Genomic DNA, 16634 nt, shown 5'->3' with positions numbered 1-16634 from the left:
AATCTCAAACATTACGCATTACGCATTACGCGTCGGCGAATTGTGCTTATGTGTGTGTAGATATGAAATTGTAAGTCGTTGATTTTATTAGGTGTTCAAGTAGAACAACGAGAGCAACGGATCGATGGTGTAGGAGGGGCCGTGCCACCATCGAGTACTCAAGCCCCATCAAGGGTCTCGTGTTCAAACAAATCTTATTTGCGCGGCCAACCGACGACAGTCGGTGCGCGGACATTTGCCGGAGTAGTCACGAAAGCTATGATCCGGACTGTGCATTTTAGTACGGTAATGTAGCGTCCCATGATCTATTCGAGGTCATGACACAACTACAGAAATGCGGCTGTTAGCGCTTTTCAGAACTTGGTCGAGTGCTTCTTCCGACCGAGCCCTTGCCAGCTCCTTCAGATCTGCCTCATTGATGATCGTGACTGACACACCAAATTTACGGCCGCGGTATCTGTAGAAATTCAAGGTCGCCTCCTCGTCGGGAGCCAGCAATGCGAAAATCTTCCCATTCAGGGTTTTCACGGATTCAATGCTTGGTTGAGTGGTCATGTTCCTTCTCCTAGTGTCTGTACCGGTCAATTACGTGCACCGGTTGGCTTAGTATCCAAACTATCCGATTTCAGTTTCAGTTCAGTTGCTCGGCCGGGCTAGTTCCCCCGGAGCGTCATCTGCAGTAGCTAGTAGTTTGATTGCATTTCCGGACAACTAGTTCCAGGGCGCAGCGCAGAACGATTCCGATGACCGATAGTGACCGGGAGGCGCACGCTATGGTGACGGTGGCGCCAAGGTGCCATCCAGCCTGCGGAGGCGATATCGCTTTCCAGGTTAGTTGGTGGTAAATTCGGGGCCACACAGCGAATCGGGCATTGCCTTGCACACCGCTAGGTTAGTGCGTAGGCTTGGACTTAAAAACAAACAATTTAAGGATATTTTGATGCTGCCACGAACGCAGGGACTGTTTGAGCGCTGGTTTGCCCTCGAGCGGGCGACCGGCCGCGCTGTCGGAGATATCCTCGCCGACCTGAACGCTGCTGCAGGTACCAAATATAAACACAACTGGCCGTCCGTCGTGGCATCACGGGGCTATGAGCTGGAGCGCTGCCCGGTCGAAGTCCGGCGCTATATGTTGCGAAAAGTACTTGTTGACGAGTTGGCCGGCATGGGGTTTGAGGTAGATCAAAGCCAGGTCGAAGCACTCACGATCGCCTTGACATAGTAACGTGGGGTTACTAATCTGGGTTCACGAACTTTGAACCTGCATTGAGAAGACCCGCGCCGTGCTGGCCAGTGAGGAAAATATGAGCGTTTTATCAAAAAAAGAAGTCGAAGAGGCAAAGGCGCAGCTTACCTTTGATGCGTTTGTGGCTCACTTTGTGTGCATGCACGTGGGCCGCCCGATGCCACTCTGGCTATGCACAACAGATGCAGCGAAAGCTGGAGCTATGGCAGTCGCTCAGGCAGAGTTTGAAAAATGGAGGAACACTGAGCTTGATAAGCTTGAGCTCCGAGAAGCCGGTGACCCCCTGAGACGCCTGAGACCCAGGGGCGTAGTCGACAACGGTTAGGAAAACGCCCCTTAGTCGCGCCCGACTCAAGAAAACTTACTTTAGCGCGCTAAATCGCACAACGAAAATATTGACCATGGCTGAAACTACCGGCATCTCCTGGACCGACGCGACGTTTAATCCCTGGATTGGCTGCGCCAAAGTGTCGCCAGGCTGCGATCACTGCTACGCCGAGGTCAGCACCCCATCCCGGACGATGAAGATCGCCTGGGGGCCGCAGGAGGCGCGTAAACGCACCAGCACGGGCAATTGGAACCTGCCGGTGCGCTGGAACGCGGCGCATGCCTCTTTTCTGGCGCAATACGGTCGCCGCCGGCGCGTGTTCTGCGCTTCCCTGGCCGACGTGTTCGACAATCGAGCGGATCCGCAGTGGCGGGCAGACCTGTGGGCTCTGGTACGCTCCACGCCGAATCTGGACTGGCTGATGCTGACGAAGCGCATCGGCAACGTGTCCGGCATGCTGCCTGCGGATTGGGGCTACGGATATTCCAATGTTTGGCTCGGGATCAGCGTCGTGAATCAGGACGAGGCCGATCGGGACATTTCGAAGCTGCTGAGTGTTCGAGCTCGCCTCCGATGGCTGTCGATGGAGCCATTGCTTGGGCCGGTGAATCTTCGCCTCGACAGACCTGTGACGGAAGAAGATCGCCAGGATACGGACGGCTGGTGCAGTACGATCACGACGGCTGTAGGGGTTGGAATCAAGTGGGTCGTCGTTGGTGGGGAGTCTGGTGCCGGCGCCCGCGATATTCCGCCTGGTGCAGCCGAGAGTTTACGCGAGCAGTGCAGGAGAGCCGGCGTGCCGTTCTTCTTCAAACAATGGGGCGGGGCGGCCAAGGACAAAGGGGGCTGCGTCATGGCCGGAGTGGAAGTCAAAGCGTGGCCGCTCGCGGCCTGAAACTTAAGTAAGGGCCGGACGCCATGTATGGCCGTCGAGGAAAAAATCTTGATTCTTCCACTACGTTTCGTGCAGCTTGGCCTGTTCCTTGGTGGGTGTGTTGCTTTTCGATTGATCGGTGCTATAGATATTCCAATGAACTCAGCTTTGGCTAATGAGCGCTTGGATTCAAAAACATGTTTTTCGGTCGTGAAAACGCAGGGCCAGCTGCTAGGATATGAATTGAGCGACATGCTAGTGTCGTCCGGTGGATGGCTTGAAGTGCTCCCTGCCACTGGTAGTTTCGATGTTGGCGACGGAAAGCGTCGCACATATACCAACGGAAAAATTACTGTTGCGATCACGCCGATCAGCATGAAGAGACACGATATCGAAAAAGATGTAGTGTTTGAGATTATCGAGAAAGCAGAGGCGGTCATAAGCGAAGGCAAACTGCGTCAGAGGTTACAACTACAGGTAAAACTGCATTGTTCACCGTAGATATACGAATGGTGTGGTGACGAATAAGGAAAAGTTGTTCTGGTTCTACGTCGCAATTTCGGGCTGATGCCCTCCAAGGAAATTGCGCCTTGGTGGCACCGAAGGTCGGCTGGTCGCCAAGCGCTAAATCAAGGAGTGAAAGAGATGAGTGATTACTGGACTGAAGCTGCCGCTGTTCTGCAAGCCGGACTGATTGCACGTGGCATCAAGCTGGATGCGCCCGATGATATGATTGACGCGAATGCGGGTGATTTGTTCGCTGATATGGGCGAGAACACCAAGACCGCAGTGGTAGCCTCGATGCGTACTATCGTTGTCCAATGAACTGCCTCGGAAAACGCAGAAGATGAATCTGCCGAACATGAAGGCACCGTGCCGCGACTGCCCTTTCCGAAAGAACGCCACAAAGGGCTGGATTGGGGGCGCTCGAATGGAAGAAATCTTGGAAGCAGATTCATTCGTCTGTCACAAGAACACCGACATGCAGTGCGCCGGTCACATGCTCATCAACGGTGAGAGCAATGCTTTTGTGCGGCTCGCCGCACGACTGCGGATAGCTTTGCACCTGACCGGCGTGGAACAGATCTTTGCGAGCAAAACTGCCTGCATTGACCACCACAAGAACTGAGAGGAAATCGATGAAGAAGAAAATCTATGGCCGCAAGGTCGGCTCGACGGACGAAATGGTACTGTTGATCGAGGGTGAAGGCGTATCGACTGGTAGCGTCAAGATTGAGCAGGACAAGTTGAACCAGTTCTCGGTTGAGAATGCTCGCCTTGCAGTGCAAGGCATGCGCGAGCGCGGCATCGAGGGTTACGTGCTCTTTGAAGGCGATCCGACTCACTACCAGTTCACGCCGGAATCGGACTTCGTGTATCCGGCCATCGTTCACTTGCAAAATTATGCAAATCATCCATCCATGTAACGCATTCGCGCAACGAGCTGGCTATACCTCGTGGACTACCGCGCTGGAGAGAAGGTCAGCACGGCGCTGCCCAGCGAGGAAAAAATGATCATGGCACTTAGCGCAACTGAACAACAAGCTTGATCGCAGCGGCAAAGGGCGGCAACTGCGCGCTGGTCATGATATCTGGCACCGATGCCGACTACGCCGATGTTGCACCCGAACTGATCCTGGAAGACGCGCTGCGCCTGAATCCGCATGGCTGGCCAACCGGGTTCTCTATCGATTTACTGAATCAATCTACCTGATCACGGAAAAGAGCATGCTGAATGAACTGCAACCCGATCTGCGCGAATTGATTGACCTGGTGCGCGCCGTCGAGAACTACGACACTACGATGGCCGCCGCGGCGCTGGCTGGTGCACCAATAGCGGCCGCTGCCGAAGCTGTTGCCGAGCGCACACGCAAAGGCCATCGCATCGTACAGCTCCGCGATAAGTGGAACATCTGACCCAAGGAAATAAAAGTGGCATTTTTTTCATTTAGGGCCGAGTGCCCTGATGATGTCGAGCAATTCAAAACAGCTTGCAACGCTGCTGGCATTACCACGTCGCTCGACCAGCGACCAGATGGTGAGTTTCCAGACGTGTAAGTTGAGGTGGAGTCATCGGTAGGTCTTGAGGCGCTGCTCGACATCATGCGCGGTATCGTAGACGGTCATGTGATGCTGCAAACGCTCCGAGAGTGCCGTCTCAAGGACAACTCGCTTGAGCGCGATTACGAATTGGAATAGGACGGAAACGACCGGTGCTACGTGGCGCCACTGAACCGGCCGGTATCCGACCAGCCGTCGGCGCGCGTAATCCCGAACCACAATTAGTTATTCTGAGAGATGTCAATGAATCACCCGAAGCGAAAGCTCATCCCCGACGAGCAGACCATTGTCGTGCTCGATACAAGCCCCGTGCGCAACATCGCCTATGCAGATGCAATACCGGCCTGGGTTGCAACTTTTGCCGAGATGGCGGACGACGGTTATGCATTCTCGCTTGCCGATGGTGCCTTGGCAGAGCTGCTTGCGCAATACAACCGGGGTTCCCTGACTGACGAGGGTCTCACCAAAATACTTGGTGCCATTTCGCAGTTTCTCAATCCTGACCTACCGGTCCTGCCGGGGAAGCGGGATATCATGGCGATAATCGGTGAGTTGACGGATAAGGAGTGGACCGAGGATGAGGTGCGCGGATTTGCCTTACGTGGGTGGGAGATCCTGAATGATCCGTCGCTCCTGAATGAGGAGGAGCGTGAAGGGTTGACGCAAACGCTGCAGTATGATCGGGATGAATGGATCAACTCGTTCAAAAAGTTCGACGAAGGATACGCGAGATGGACTGCCGCGCTACCTGGGCGCGAACAGCAGGAGTTGAACCAGTACAAACACGATCTGCTCGACGAGGAGTTGGCCGATCTTGCTGCGCGCGGCCGCAACGCGCATCCGACGATGGCTACGCGCCTTGACCTCCAGATGCGCTATCTCTGGCGACAGTGGGTCCGCACCCGCCAGAAAAAAGATGGTTACTGTCCGACCAGCGTGAAGAAGGTCAATGATGGCATCGACCTCGATCTGTACCGCTATCTGATTTTGCCGGCGCTAGTTGTCTCGGATGACCGGGGTTTTCACGAAGGTCTTATGGATATCAAGAGTTATCAGCGGCACTGGTTATGGCGGCCGCAGGCACTGGCTGATGCCTGGGGGCGCGGCGAGCGTCCCCAGCCGGTCTGGCCGGCGCCCGTGATCGAACCGCCGGAGACGCAGAACGCTGGGTAAGGACGGCGGACAAGGGGGAAAGGTTTTCATATGCAAAAATGCTGTACTGTCCTCCTCTACCTCTACCTCTACCTCTACCTCTACCTCTACCTCTACCTCTACCGACAAAGAACAGCTAGGAAATGCCCACTTCAACCGCACAATGGCGAGTTGGCCAGCTGGTTTCCTGCAATGAACGGGTTTATGATGGTCTTTTTAGCCATGAGTACTCCATGAAATTACGCGAGCTTTACGACGTGCCGGCGCGCCCCCCATCTCTTGACGCGATCATGCTGGGCGAATCACCCGCCAGTCCGGGGAACATTTGGGCGCTCAACGAAGAGCGAAAATGGGTGAAGGGGCGGTTCGATCGCAATATTGGCATCGACCAACCGTCTCACCTGCATGGTGACGGTCAGACTCATGCCCACGTCCTGGGGCGTCGGGGAAATGAGCTGGGTGTCGTGAACCTCGACGGGAGCGCCAGTCATGGAACCAAGGTCAGATTGCATGCGAAGGACGCCGATGCGCTGCGTGCGCGGGGCTTCACCGTACGGGCTGACAATATCGTCGAGTGGCTCACATTGGGTGCCATGCCCAATATGATCTTAGGCTGACAACTCCCTTTGATCGCCTCTGCACCTTTCACCCCAATCAGGGCCAATAAACGCTGGGCCGCGACTTTCGCGCGCGAAAGTTCGACCCGGCATCCCTACCATATTCCGACCCATCCATGACTGATTCCTCCGCGACGCCAGCTCCGGTACCATTCACCCTCGCCGACTTCGTGGCCGCCGAGGTGCCCAAGATTCTGGGCGCACACGCTGATGCCGACTGTCACGCGCTGAACAAGGTTTTTTGGAAAGCAAAGGAAGGTGCACAGAGCGCCGCCGCCTCACGCGCGCTCGAGCTGCTCGCCGGGATCTGTTCGATGCGACTTGTCCCCGAGGAGCCGGGCCACATCTACAGGCCGATGGTCGAGTTCAGCGACGGAGGCAGCAGCATGGCTTTGGGCCATATTCCCAAGGACGCTGTCGAAGCGCTCGCGCAATTGGCCGGCACCCTCGACAGCGCGCCGCTGCGGGCTCGGGTTGCGGACTTGGTCTGGTTGCTGGATCGATCACGCGGACGCCCGTTTCCGCTGATGGCGGTCCAGGCCTACCGCAGACTACCGTTGTCGAGTGACGCTTGGTACGGGGAGTCGAAAACCGGCTGGCATCGCGCGCTGCAGCTTGCCAAACAGATCCACGCGGAGGACGAAGCGCGCGCCATTGAAACGGCCCTACTGGACGCTTTTTTTGCGGCTGCTGGTGAGGAAGACGGCTATCAGGCCTTGCATTACCTGCATCCTCTGCGTGTGGAACGCCGCAGCGGCGGGCGTGCACAGGCCGTCGCCGAGCGGCTGGAGGCGATCGGTAGGCAGCGGATGGCCCTCACGCACGCATTCGTCGCCCAGTCTCATTTCGAGGCCGCTGCCGAATGGTACGAATGGGCGCGTGACCGAGATCGGCAGGCGCTCATGCTGTCCTTGGCGGCCGAGGCGATCACGATGCAGGCCAGACAGGCCGACGGCGCCATCGTGGAGCACCATTGGCTCAGTAAGGCGATAGAAGCCTACCGGCGCGTGCCGGCACGCTTCCGTACCGAGCTGGCAACCGAGGGCGCGATAGAAGCACTACGGCGCCGGCGGGAAGACGCTGGCCACGCCATGCTGGGCGAAATGGTGGTGATACGAGGGCCGCGCGAAGAAGTCGGCGGTCGTATTCAAGCCGCGGTCGCCCACGTTAAAGGACGGCCCTCCTTTGAGGCCTTGCTGGCATTCTGTGGACTAGATAGTCCTCCAGACGTTGGGGCGCTGAAGGCGGCGGCCGAATCTGCCTTGAACGCTACGCCGTTGAGCACTCTGATGGGAATGCACGTTGTGGCCGGCGATGGGCGCCAGGTGGAGCACATTGGCCCCGACGATGGTTGGCAGGCACAGGTCGACGCGCGAGCGCGTGCCATGTTCCTTGAGCATGCCAGCAAGGTGGCGCTGGCCGAGCTGCTGCCTGCACGCGATCAGTTGCGCTTCGAGCATGACTTTCGGCTGGGTGATTTCATCGCGATCGCGGAGCGATCCCCTGTAGTACCAACTGATCGTGCGCGCATGCTGGCACAAGGTCTGTACGCCGGGTACTGCGGTGACATGGTACAGGCCATGCACATCCTGATGCCGCAGTTTGAGCACGTCGTGCGTCACGTGTTGCGCGGCGCTGGGGCATTCACCGCGCAGCATGATAAAGGACTTGATATGGAAGTTGCACTGGGTCGCCTAATCGAGCGGACCCAAATGGCGGAGGAGTTTGGCGATGGGCTAACGCTGGCCATCCACGCGGTCATGTCCGACCGCGCGGGACCCAATCTGCGCAATGATGTGGCCCATGGTCTGGCGGACGAGGAGGCGTGTGAATCGGCCCTTGCCCTGTATGCATGGTGGTTGATTCTTCAGTTGGTGACGGAAACTTGTGCCGCTGCGATGGATACTTCCACCTCGCCAGACCAACGGTTTGTTTGAGTGCATAATTCTCTTTTTATTCTGCGAGGAGCAGGTAATGCGTGAGATGTCGGTTTTAGTCGGTCAGGGCCTGGACGCGGACCAGCTTCAGCAGGTCCTGCAGGAGAACGGCGGAAGGCGCTTATATGAGGTCGCGCACGCGCTACTGGACGACCACGCCGACGACCGCGCGGAAATCTACGACGTCAAGGTGGACAGCGTGGAGATCGACGAAGACTGTCCTACTCAGGTCGACATCGAGTTTGAAACCTCGTGGAGCATCTACAAGGGCTGTGAGGACCGGAACACCGCAGGGAGCGAGTATCAACAGGAGCGGGCCACGTATGAGGCAGACGGCCACCTGGTGTTCCTCGTGCCGCTGGCGCGCAAACACACCGATCCCTGCTGACAGCGTATGACGATGAACGCTTCCAGTCTACCCCGTCAGGCCATGCTTATCCTGGCCATGGTCGCCATGCAGACCGTACGGGCCCAGGCAGTGCCGGATGCCGCAATCTACACCCTATACCGGAACAGCGTGACCAATGCGGCCTTGCGCCTGCATGTCGCCACTTTCGACGCGCTGGACGGAGCGGCGTATAACCTCCAGAACTGTGCCCAGGCCCAGCAGCTGTTCGCTGCTCAGCAAGGCGTCAGAGTTGCATTCTGGTGCGAGTCCGGTAAATTCCGTTCTGTAGCCGCCAGCGAACACATGCCAGCCCTCGGCAAGCAGTTCATTACCGGCAAGCCGGCTGAGCGGAACTGCAGCTCGTCCGCCTCGGAACTGGCGCGCGGCGACAAGCGGCCCGCCAGCGCCGGCGATAGTTGTTCGCCATGACGGCGCTGCGCACCTTCGCCGGTGTTCACCTTATTCACCACTTCAAGGGCGCGCTGTTCACCGTGCACACCGACAGCGACACGGTCTATATGTCCGAGAAGGATCCAGGATCTGACGGCGAAGCATGGGCGGTCGTGGAGGTTGACGCCGAGCGGTTCCTGCAGCTATGGCGCCGGCCGGGCAGCAGCCATCCAGAGGTGGCGCACCAAAGCCCCGCGACCTGGCCGCTGGACCGCAAGTTCCATTGGCCGGACAAGCATTTTACGGAGGGCCGTGTCAACCCGGTGCCGCTGGCCACCGTCAGCTGTGAACTGCGACGCTTGGAAACGCCTGTGTGGCGTCGCCGGTTGCTGGGGCAGGTGCTGGAGCGCGTCGACGTGACCGAGCACTCGGTCCTCTCGTTCACCGACGGGGTCACCCGCACCATCTGGCTGCTGACTCACGGCGTGCAGGCCATGCCGGTCAAATGCCCGATGGCCGACGCGGCACGGTTGCAGGCGCTGGCCGGCGTGGATGGCGGCCAGCCGGTCGCCATCGGTACCTTGTTCAAGCAAAAAATGGATTGAAACCGTTAGTTCGATCAGCGGCAGGGGAGTGGCGGCGGACCTGCCACCTGCGGCAGGCTATAGCACCAGGCGACAAGTGCCGGCATGTCGGGCAGATGCCGGGGCGTGAACGATAGAACGAGAACAAGCCGACGGTGGATGGCCAGCGGCAGAGGAGGGCGCCCGTCGCAACGGGCGGACGGGGCGAGCACCGGGTCGAGGTCCACCATACCGCCCTGGCGCTCGACAAGCGGCTGTAAGTCGCGAAGGAGCACATCGGATGGTCCTGCCCTTCCGTGATAATCCGTATTATCACGGAAGGATTATTCGTCTTTTTGCGCGTGAAACAGGTATGATAGCCGTGTAAACCCCCATTTTGATGGGGCCGCCAACTACACGCCATGCCGGGCGCCGTCCCACCGTCCCGGTCACCCAGGAGCCACGCCGCCATGACTGCCATTCCTTCCATATCGCCCGAACTGCCGCTGACGGCTGCCGACCTGGCCGGCTGCGACTATCAGCGGGCCATCGCGCGCGATTCTGATGGATGGTATCTTGGAATGTCGACGGAACTTGACCTGGAGATAGGCACGGCACGGCGCGCGGGGGAAGCGACGCGTGAGCGCGCGCTGATACTGCTCGCCAGGATATGCTCGCTGCAGCTGGAACCGGACCACAAGAGGGCGCCATTTCAACCGGCGTGGAAAGCAGCTGACGGCCGTCGCGGGTTCATGCCTGAGGACCTGACATCTGACGAGATCGCAGCCTTGTCGGAGTTCGCCGAGGAAGTGGAGAACACCCTGTTAAAGGCGCGCGTGGCCGATATCGTCTGGCTGCGTGAGCGGCGCCGCGGCATCGCGTTCGTCCACATGGCCATCGACACCTATTGCCAGCTACCGCTCGATGGCGACAGCTGGTTGCTGTCGGGGCGCGATGGATGGCGGCGCGCGCTGCAGCTGGCGCGGGGGATCCGCGACACTGGGCGCGTGGCCACTATCGAGGCCGGCTTGTTGCAGGTGTTTTACGATGCGGTCGCTGCACCAGATTGCATGGCTTTGTCGTATCTCGGGCCAATGTGGGCGGAAGAGGCCGGGCGCGCCCACGCGGAGGACATTGGTGAGCGCTTGGCGGCGCAGGCCGAAGCCCGGCAGCGGGCGGGCCAGCGTGCCGATGCCCTGAAATATGCCGAAGCGGCGGCACGGTGGTTTACACGAGCGCCCGCTGGTGCCCCGCGCGAGGCTGCCATGCTGGCCCTGGCCGGCCAGATCATGGTGATGATCGGCGACGCAGCCGGCGCCGCCATCACTCGAAAAAATTGGTATGCGAAAGCGATCGAGATGTATCGCTCGGTGCCGGGCGCGTACCGGGAAGAGCATCAGGTTAATACCATGATCGCCGCAGTGCGCGCGCAGCAGGATACGGCCGGGCGTGAGGCCCTGAACGAAATGGAATCGTTCGAGCACGTATTCGACCTGTCGCCTTTTGCCGCAGTGGCGCGGGATCGCGTGCAGGGCCGGTCGCCATTCGGCGCGCTATGGGCACTGACCCGGATTCATGCGCTACCGAACCGTGCACAGTTGATCGCGGCAGCTGAGCGGCCGCTGCCAACAGGGCGTATCAGTAGACTGGTCGATTCGGTGGTACTGGCCAATGACGGCCGGGCCGTCGCCCGGCGGCCCGGCGTCGGTGTGGATGGCGATGGTGGTGATGCCCAGGTGCTGGCCGAGGCCACTCAGGCATGCCATATCCTGTGTACTACCACGGTAATCGGTATGATCCTGCCGGCACTGGAGACTATGTGGCGGGAAATGCATTTCGACCTCGGAACGTTCGAGGCGCTGGCCAGCAGAGCACCGCTGGTGCCAAACGAGCGCGCTGCGTTGGTCGCCCAAGGGCTGCACGCCGGCTGGTGTGGTGATTTCGTACAGGCGGTGCATATTCTCGTGCCGCAGTTCGAACATATCGTCCGCATGAAGCTGAAAGCCGCCGGTGCGCTCACCACGACCCATGACGCAGCTGGTCTCGATACCGAGATTGGCCTGTCCAACCTGATCGAGCGTCCTGAAATGCGTGACGCATTCGACGTTGACCTGACTTTTACGATACGCGCGCTGATGTGCGACCCGTCGGGACCGAATTTGCGCAATATGGTGGCCCACGGCCTGGCCGACGAGAGCCTGGTCAAAGGGCCATACGGGATATACCTCTGGTGGCTGGTGATGCGCCTGGTGGTGGAGCAGTGCGCCGCCATGGAGCCTGTGGCCGGTACCGTTGATGCAGCTACCACCGACCACCCGGCGCACGCAGGCGATTAAATGGCACAGAATACCCATGTCGTGATCCCGCCGATCAGCTATAACCGGACTGATTACACGGCACTGCGCGCTTTCGTGCAAAAAGTGCCTATTCAGCGTATCGCCGACCTGTACTACCAGGACGACAGCCCTCAGGTGCAACAGGGACTCGAACGATTCCTGATCCACATGCGCGACGAGCTGGTCGAACGCGCGATCGGACATAATCCGGCGTTCGCGGACATCCTGCAAAACGCACGACGCGGCGGCACAATCTCCGTCAAGGCGCTTGCCATCCTGGTACAAGCGGCGGACCTGCCGGAACCGGTCCCCATGCCGGATGACGCGATCGGCCGGTGGTTCCGGCCGCGGCTGACGGCCGCGCTGCGCGGTGAGGACGTGCGCACCCTCGGCGAACTGATGGCGATGATGCGGGTGCGCGGGCCGGCCTGGTGGCGGGCGGTCCCGCGCGTCGGGTTCGGCCGCGCCAAAGTGCTGGCGCGCTGGCTGCAACGCCATGCCGAAACGCTGGGCGCCATCGATTCGGATACGCGCGCGCTGGTGACGCGCGACGCTCTTCCGGTGCTCGATGTGGCCGAGGGCGTGCTGTCACCGCTTGGAACATTTTCACTGCCCGCGCTTTACGACGGCAGCCGCGGCATCAATCGCGCCGAGCGGTTTTGCTTCATCAGCGCCACCAACGATCTGGAGGCGATCGAGTGCTACCTGGCGCGGTATGAGGGGCAGCCGCATACGCTGCGCGCGTACCGGCGCGAGCTGGAGCGCCTTGTGCTGTGGAGCGCGCTGATCGCCTGCAAGCCGATTTCGTCGTTGCTGGTCGATGAATGCCAGGCCTATGTGCGCTTCCTGGCCATGCCGGCGGCGAGCTTCTGCGCGCCGCGCGCGCCGCGCACCAGCCGCCGCTGGCGGCCGTTCTCCGACCAGACGATGTCGCCGGCCTCGCAAAAGCAGACGGTGCAAATCCTACGCGCCGCGTTCGAGTATCTGGCGCGCGTGCGCTACCTGGGAGGCAATCCCTGGCTCGCGGTCAAGGATCCCGTGGTCGATATCGAGACCGATCCGATCCAGGTCGACAAAGCGTTGACGGCCGAAGCCTGGGAAGTCTTGATCGCGGTGCTTGAGCGACGTGCCCAGCAAGCCGAGGGAGGACGGGACCGGATCGCCCTTGCGATGCTGCTGCTGATGGGCGATTCGGGATTGCGTCGCGCGGAAGCCGTATCGGCCCGCCGCAACGCGCTCACGCCCAGTCGCCATGTGCCCGGCATCTGGATGCTGAAGGTGCTCGGCAAAGGGAGGAAGAGGCGGGTGCTGCCTGTCAGTCCCCGCACCATTGACGCGCTGCGTGCGCACTGGGCTGATCTCGGAGCAGACTTTGACCAGGTCGGCGATGATCGCCCGCTGTTATCGCCCTTGGTCATACCGGCGACGCCGGCAGCGCTGGCGCGCCATGGCGATGGCACTGCTGGCCACCGCGGCTACACGGCAGGAGCGCTTTACGATGTGGTCACAGGGGCCTTGCGGCGGGTGCATGACGACCTGCAGGCCCTGGGCACCGAAGCCGAACTGTCACCAGAAGACATGTTTGCCCTGATCGAGGCCACGCCGCATGCCTTCCGGCACACGTTCGGTATGTTGGCGATCGAAGGAGGGGTAGAACTGTATGTGGTGCAAGAAATTCTCGGCCACGCCAGCGCCGACACCACGGCAGTGTATGTCCGGGCGCGGGAGAAGCGTCTGGCGGAGGCGGCCGGCATGTTGCATCGAAAGGACTTGCCACGAATCGAATGAAAGCTCACCAACGATATCAAAATCATTGACAACCATCGGAATTTGCAGTCCTGTAGTTCACCACACGAAGAGTTGAGCGACTGTGGCTAGTTAGACGTAGAAGGGCCGGTACTACTGGCAACAAGGGTCCCGTTCGTAGCACCTAGATATCCCAAATCTCCCCGTTGAAAAGCTGTTCGTCTATCTCAGGTGGACTCCTCTTGACCGCAGGATGGCTGGCGAAGGCCTGGCGGATGGTTCGGACGGCGTCGTACGCCTCGATCACGATGTCCCGCTGCTTCAGGAATATTTCCTGGTCGAACGCGTCTGCATTCACCTTGTGCGCCGGTGCTTGGCGGAGCTTCCGGACCTTCTTGAAGCTTGCGATCATGGCTTTCATGTGGCCTTCGTCGGCTGCTCGGAACAGCTTGGCGAACCACGCTTCCAGTATCTGTACCGTTCCCTTGGGCTTGACTATGATCTTGCCATCGTCGCGTGCCTCGTCGGTTTCGATTTCCACGTCGTTGCCGAAGAAGTCCTTGTTAATGTTGTCGGACATCATTTTGTCCAGGAGTAGGATGAAGTCGTTGAATTCCGCAACCGTCGGTCGTAGGAGAAATCCGAACTCTTTGGGGCGATCCTCCTTGAACGAATTTCGGAACAACGGGGGGCGTTTCATAAGCGCGCACATCTGATTTATCGTTTGCAATTCCATAACGAACGCTTCGAAGATCGAGATCCGCGTTCCCCAAGAACCCTCGATGGAAGACGCATAGTAGTCGGGGTGGAGCTTGATGTTTCCGGAGACCTCCTTGGCATGCCATACCCGCTGGTGTTCCGGGCTGAGTTTCGAGATATAACGCAAGAAGACCGCTACATACCGGTTCAGGTCGTCGTCGTACGCGAAGCCGAAGGTTTCGAGAAGTATCTGATCGTGTTCGGCCATTTTTCCGGATTCGTAGTATGCATCTTCGATGCAGATCTGACCGTGGATAAAGTCAGTGCTGTACGAGTAACGGGGATCGTTCCGGTAGTGTTCCAGAACCGACAGGTCGAATGTCCGGAAGTCGAGCTGACCGCCGCCCTTGGCCAACTCCAGCTCGTATGGGGCCTGCGTGTAGCCGGAGAGGCGCGGCGAACTTGCCAGCTTGCTGGGATGCGGGTAAAGGCAAGTATGGGACGGGTACTCAGCGGAATCGAAGTCTTCAAGAACCTTCGCCGTCGGCATCTTGGAAAAGGGCTTGATGTGGGTGTTGCCGTGGAAGTTGGCGGTCAGTACCTCGTTCTCGATTCCCTTGCGCAGGACAGAGCGGAACTCGGGGGTATCCACGTCAAAAAAAACCTTTAACGCGTAGATCGGCATGCCGTTGAAATCTCCCGATTCGAAGTATTGCCGTTCCACTGCTTCGTAGATTATGTCGATCATTTTTCAATCCAAGTTAGATGCAAAATTTGCTTGCGGTAGTCGTGACATTCAATGATACCTTCGCTCGGAAACCATAGACCCAGCCTAAGTTGAGCGACGATTCAGCCGCGCCATCGATATATACGCGTCCCTGTTTTCTGCTCTCCTCAAGACAGAAGGGGCGAAGTCACGCAAGTACTGGCGCACGTTGAAACAGATCCGTGAAGACCTAAAAGAGCTGTGTTTCGACGAGCCTTACGACTGGGCTGCGGCGTTCGCGAGGACCTAGAGGAACGGGCAATATGAGTGGGGCAATCCGTCCAGCAATAGAACATTCAGGCCACCTGGATCTCATCGACGGCAGGGAGCCACGCCCGGAAGTCGGCACCCGTCGCAAGCCTGCGGAAGCCAAGCGGCGTAACCATGAGCACTGTTACACCATCGGGACTCGGCGCAGGATCCCAAAGGCTGTGCGTCTCGACCTCGGCCACCAGCGCCTCGTATTGGTTGGTCGTTTCCATGGCGATCACGAGGACCTCGAAGCCCTCCGCCGAAATTTCGTTCAGAAGGGAGGGCTGGATCTCGGTCTCAGGGCCGCTGTAGGCGGCTACCATCCGGCCGCCCAACTTTTCGTTTACCCGCCTCTGACGCTCATATACGGCGTCTACCTGGGGGCCGGGAGCGCTGCTTGAGATGCTGAACGCTTTTTCCTCGGTCAGCTCAATTGTCCACGGCATCGGCGGGTTCTCGCTAAACCGGCCAACGATTGTCCTGGGGGAACGATAAGTCTCCATGGCCGATCGTTGAAAGTATTGCAATAGTTCGAAGAAGAACATCGCGGTTTGCACACTGTTCTGAATTTGATGGAGTGATACGCTGACTGGTTGACCGCCGTTGCGGCGCCGTAGTCGCAGACCATCCTGATCTAGAACATAATCGGCGTGCGCCATGCCGTTGCGAATATCGTCGCGGAATGTGATTTCGAGCAGGTGGGCGAGGCCTGTCATGCCGATTTCCGTTGCGACCTCTGCTAGGCGCCGAAACATCGCATTGGCGTTGGGGCCGATCACTGCACGGGGCTCGCGGCGCACCCGGACTAGGTTCTGAAAGGGCCAAAGGTTGTAGGCCTTCAACTGCGCAACGCGCATGGTGTTAAGCAGGCCTTCGTACACGCCGCCGGCTTCGGCAAGGTGAGCGTACAGACAAAGCACCTGGCGCAGTTCCGGCTTGGTTAGGGCGGCGCCCTTGTTGCATAGCGCATTTAGTTCCCCAAACACTTCGTAAGCCGTCTGGACTGTTGACCAGCCGGCGTCCTGCGCCCCGCGAAACTCACCTGACAAAGCTGCGGCGGTGTCGATCTCGTTAATCGTCCGCGCATAGGCGAACAGGTAGGTGAATTGTGCGTTAAGGGCACGAACGTAAGCTTGCGGTTCCATCTCTCAGTCGTCCTCTCAGTCAGGTATTAATAGCGGCTAATCGACAGCGAAGAATTCACTTTCGGAACGACCGTGACCATCCCCGGACCTTCATGATCAGCGGCTCTAAATCGCTCGCGAGCACAGGCGATCGT

At 59.0% G+C, this 16634-nt stretch carries 19 protein-coding genes; 16 read left to right on the top strand and 3 right to left on the bottom strand.

The window, feature by feature from the left end; translation table 11 throughout:
• Window positions 1-315: 315 nt before the first annotated feature.
• Entirely contained in the window at window positions 316-555 is a 240-nt protein-coding gene (locus CSQ92_RS27770; protein ID WP_099395976.1) for a hypothetical protein, read from the bottom strand.
• Between the two features lie 385 nt (window positions 556-940).
• Between CSQ92_RS27770 and CSQ92_RS27765 the strand changes: the two genes are divergently transcribed.
• The 16 genes from CSQ92_RS27765 (at window position 941) to CSQ92_RS27690 (ending at window position 13680) form a co-directional block, all read left to right on the top strand.
• On the top strand, window positions 941-1222 hold the full coding sequence (locus tag CSQ92_RS27765; protein ID WP_099395975.1) for a hypothetical protein: 282 nt from the start codon (window positions 941-943) through the stop codon (window positions 1220-1222).
• A gap of 425 nt (window positions 1223-1647) precedes the next feature.
• Window positions 1648-2469, top strand: coding sequence for a DUF5131 family protein (locus tag CSQ92_RS27755; protein WP_099395973.1), 822 nt, complete (start codon window positions 1648-1650; stop codon window positions 2467-2469).
• Window positions 2470-2496: 27 nt separating this feature from the next.
• A complete protein-coding gene (locus tag CSQ92_RS27750) occupies window positions 2497-2949 on the top strand; it encodes a hypothetical protein (protein WP_099395972.1) in 453 nt (150 codons plus the stop codon).
• Window positions 2950-3093: 144 nt separating this feature from the next.
• Window positions 3094-3273, top strand: a complete 180-nt coding sequence (locus CSQ92_RS27745) for a hypothetical protein (RefSeq protein WP_099395971.1) — start codon at window positions 3094-3096, stop codon at window positions 3271-3273.
• 22 nt (window positions 3274-3295) lie between these two features.
• Window positions 3296-3577, top strand: a complete 282-nt coding sequence (locus CSQ92_RS27740) for a DUF6283 family protein (RefSeq protein WP_099395970.1) — start codon at window positions 3296-3298, stop codon at window positions 3575-3577.
• Window positions 3578-3587: 10 nt separating this feature from the next.
• Window positions 3588-3875: a hypothetical protein gene (locus CSQ92_RS27735; protein ID WP_099395969.1), complete on the top strand. Its 288-nt coding sequence runs from the start codon at window positions 3588-3590 to the stop codon at window positions 3873-3875.
• Window positions 3876-3994: 119 nt separating this feature from the next.
• Entirely contained in the window at window positions 3995-4162 is a 168-nt protein-coding gene (locus tag CSQ92_RS29155) for a hypothetical protein (RefSeq protein ID WP_180277134.1), read from the top strand.
• A 14-nt stretch (window positions 4163-4176) separates the two neighbouring features.
• Window positions 4177-4365, top strand: a complete 189-nt coding sequence (locus CSQ92_RS27730; protein ID WP_099395968.1) for a hypothetical protein — start codon at window positions 4177-4179, stop codon at window positions 4363-4365.
• Between the two features lie 387 nt (window positions 4366-4752).
• Window positions 4753-5682 (top strand): hypothetical protein, encoded by a 930-nt coding sequence (locus CSQ92_RS27720; RefSeq protein ID WP_099395966.1) that lies wholly within the window; start codon window positions 4753-4755, stop codon window positions 5680-5682.
• A 212-nt stretch (window positions 5683-5894) separates the two neighbouring features.
• Complete coding sequence (locus CSQ92_RS29150; RefSeq protein ID WP_180277133.1) at window positions 5895-6278, top strand: hypothetical protein; 384 nt, start codon at window positions 5895-5897, stop codon at window positions 6276-6278.
• A 116-nt stretch (window positions 6279-6394) separates the two neighbouring features.
• Complete coding sequence (locus CSQ92_RS27715) at window positions 6395-8215, top strand: DUF4209 domain-containing protein (protein ID WP_099395965.1); 1821 nt, start codon at window positions 6395-6397, stop codon at window positions 8213-8215.
• A 37-nt stretch (window positions 8216-8252) separates the two neighbouring features.
• Window positions 8253-8603, top strand: coding sequence for a hypothetical protein (locus tag CSQ92_RS27710; RefSeq protein ID WP_143450450.1), 351 nt, complete (start codon window positions 8253-8255; stop codon window positions 8601-8603).
• Between the two features lie 6 nt (window positions 8604-8609).
• Window positions 8610-9032: a hypothetical protein gene (locus CSQ92_RS27705; RefSeq protein WP_143450449.1), complete on the top strand. Its 423-nt coding sequence runs from the start codon at window positions 8610-8612 to the stop codon at window positions 9030-9032.
• The gene (locus tag CSQ92_RS27700) at window positions 9029-9598 is read left to right on the top strand and encodes a plasmid fertility inhibition factor family protein (RefSeq protein ID WP_373606070.1); all 570 of its coding nucleotides are present in this window, start codon (window positions 9029-9031) and stop codon (window positions 9596-9598) included. The genes CSQ92_RS27705 and CSQ92_RS27700 overlap by 4 nt, the downstream gene beginning before the upstream one ends.
• 428 nt (window positions 9599-10026) lie before the next feature.
• On the top strand, window positions 10027-11892 hold the full coding sequence (locus tag CSQ92_RS27695) for a DUF4209 domain-containing protein (protein WP_180277132.1): 1866 nt from the start codon (window positions 10027-10029) through the stop codon (window positions 11890-11892).
• The gene (locus tag CSQ92_RS27690; protein ID WP_099395960.1) at window positions 11893-13680 is read left to right on the top strand and encodes a site-specific integrase; all 1788 of its coding nucleotides are present in this window, start codon (window positions 11893-11895) and stop codon (window positions 13678-13680) included.
• A gap of 142 nt (window positions 13681-13822) precedes the next feature.
• On the opposite strand, the gene CSQ92_RS27685 is transcribed toward CSQ92_RS27690, so the two are convergent.
• Both CSQ92_RS27685 and CSQ92_RS27680 read right to left on the bottom strand, forming a co-directional pair.
• A complete protein-coding gene (locus CSQ92_RS27685; protein WP_099395959.1) occupies window positions 13823-15085 on the bottom strand; it encodes an AAA family ATPase in 1263 nt (420 codons plus the stop codon).
• A 314-nt stretch (window positions 15086-15399) separates the two neighbouring features.
• Window positions 15400-16500 (bottom strand): hypothetical protein, encoded by a 1101-nt coding sequence (locus CSQ92_RS27680; protein ID WP_099395958.1) that lies wholly within the window; start codon window positions 16498-16500, stop codon window positions 15400-15402.
• Window positions 16501-16634: the final 134 nt, after the last annotated feature.

This window comes from Janthinobacterium sp. BJB446 (assembly GCF_002735655.1).
GTDB lineage: Bacteria > Pseudomonadota > Gammaproteobacteria > Burkholderiales > Burkholderiaceae_D > Janthinobacterium > Janthinobacterium lividum.
This window is presented reverse-complemented; position numbering and strand designations above follow the sequence as displayed.

Coding starts and splice junctions, on each gene's coding strand:
- CSQ92_RS27770 (WP_099395976.1), bottom strand. CDS start 555: ATGACCACTCAACCAAGCATTGAATCCGTGAAAACCCTGAATGGGAAG.
- CSQ92_RS27765 (WP_099395975.1), top strand. CDS start 941: ATGCTGCCACGAACGCAGGGACTGTTTGAGCGCTGGTTTGCCCTCGAG.
- CSQ92_RS27755 (WP_099395973.1), top strand. CDS start 1,648: ATGGCTGAAACTACCGGCATCTCCTGGACCGACGCGACGTTTAATCCC.
- CSQ92_RS27750 (WP_099395972.1), top strand. CDS start 2,497: ATGGCCGTCGAGGAAAAAATCTTGATTCTTCCACTACGTTTCGTGCAG.
- CSQ92_RS27745 (WP_099395971.1), top strand. CDS start 3,094: ATGAGTGATTACTGGACTGAAGCTGCCGCTGTTCTGCAAGCCGGACTG.
- CSQ92_RS27740 (WP_099395970.1), top strand. CDS start 3,296: ATGAATCTGCCGAACATGAAGGCACCGTGCCGCGACTGCCCTTTCCGA.
- CSQ92_RS27735 (WP_099395969.1), top strand. CDS start 3,588: ATGAAGAAGAAAATCTATGGCCGCAAGGTCGGCTCGACGGACGAAATG.
- CSQ92_RS27730 (WP_099395968.1), top strand. CDS start 4,177: ATGCTGAATGAACTGCAACCCGATCTGCGCGAATTGATTGACCTGGTG.
- CSQ92_RS27720 (WP_099395966.1), top strand. CDS start 4,753: ATGAATCACCCGAAGCGAAAGCTCATCCCCGACGAGCAGACCATTGTC.
- CSQ92_RS29150 (WP_180277133.1), top strand. CDS start 5,895: ATGAAATTACGCGAGCTTTACGACGTGCCGGCGCGCCCCCCATCTCTT.
- CSQ92_RS27715 (WP_099395965.1), top strand. CDS start 6,395: ATGACTGATTCCTCCGCGACGCCAGCTCCGGTACCATTCACCCTCGCC.
- CSQ92_RS27710 (WP_143450450.1), top strand. CDS start 8,253: ATGCGTGAGATGTCGGTTTTAGTCGGTCAGGGCCTGGACGCGGACCAG.
- CSQ92_RS27705 (WP_143450449.1), top strand. CDS start 8,610: ATGACGATGAACGCTTCCAGTCTACCCCGTCAGGCCATGCTTATCCTG.
- CSQ92_RS27700 (WP_373606070.1), top strand. CDS start 9,029: ATGACGGCGCTGCGCACCTTCGCCGGTGTTCACCTTATTCACCACTTC.
- CSQ92_RS27695 (WP_180277132.1), top strand. CDS start 10,027: ATGACTGCCATTCCTTCCATATCGCCCGAACTGCCGCTGACGGCTGCC.
- CSQ92_RS27690 (WP_099395960.1), top strand. CDS start 11,893: ATGGCACAGAATACCCATGTCGTGATCCCGCCGATCAGCTATAACCGG.
- CSQ92_RS27685 (WP_099395959.1), bottom strand. CDS start 15,085: ATGATCGACATAATCTACGAAGCAGTGGAACGGCAATACTTCGAATCG.
- CSQ92_RS27680 (WP_099395958.1), bottom strand. CDS start 16,500: ATGGAACCGCAAGCTTACGTTCGTGCCCTTAACGCACAATTCACCTAC.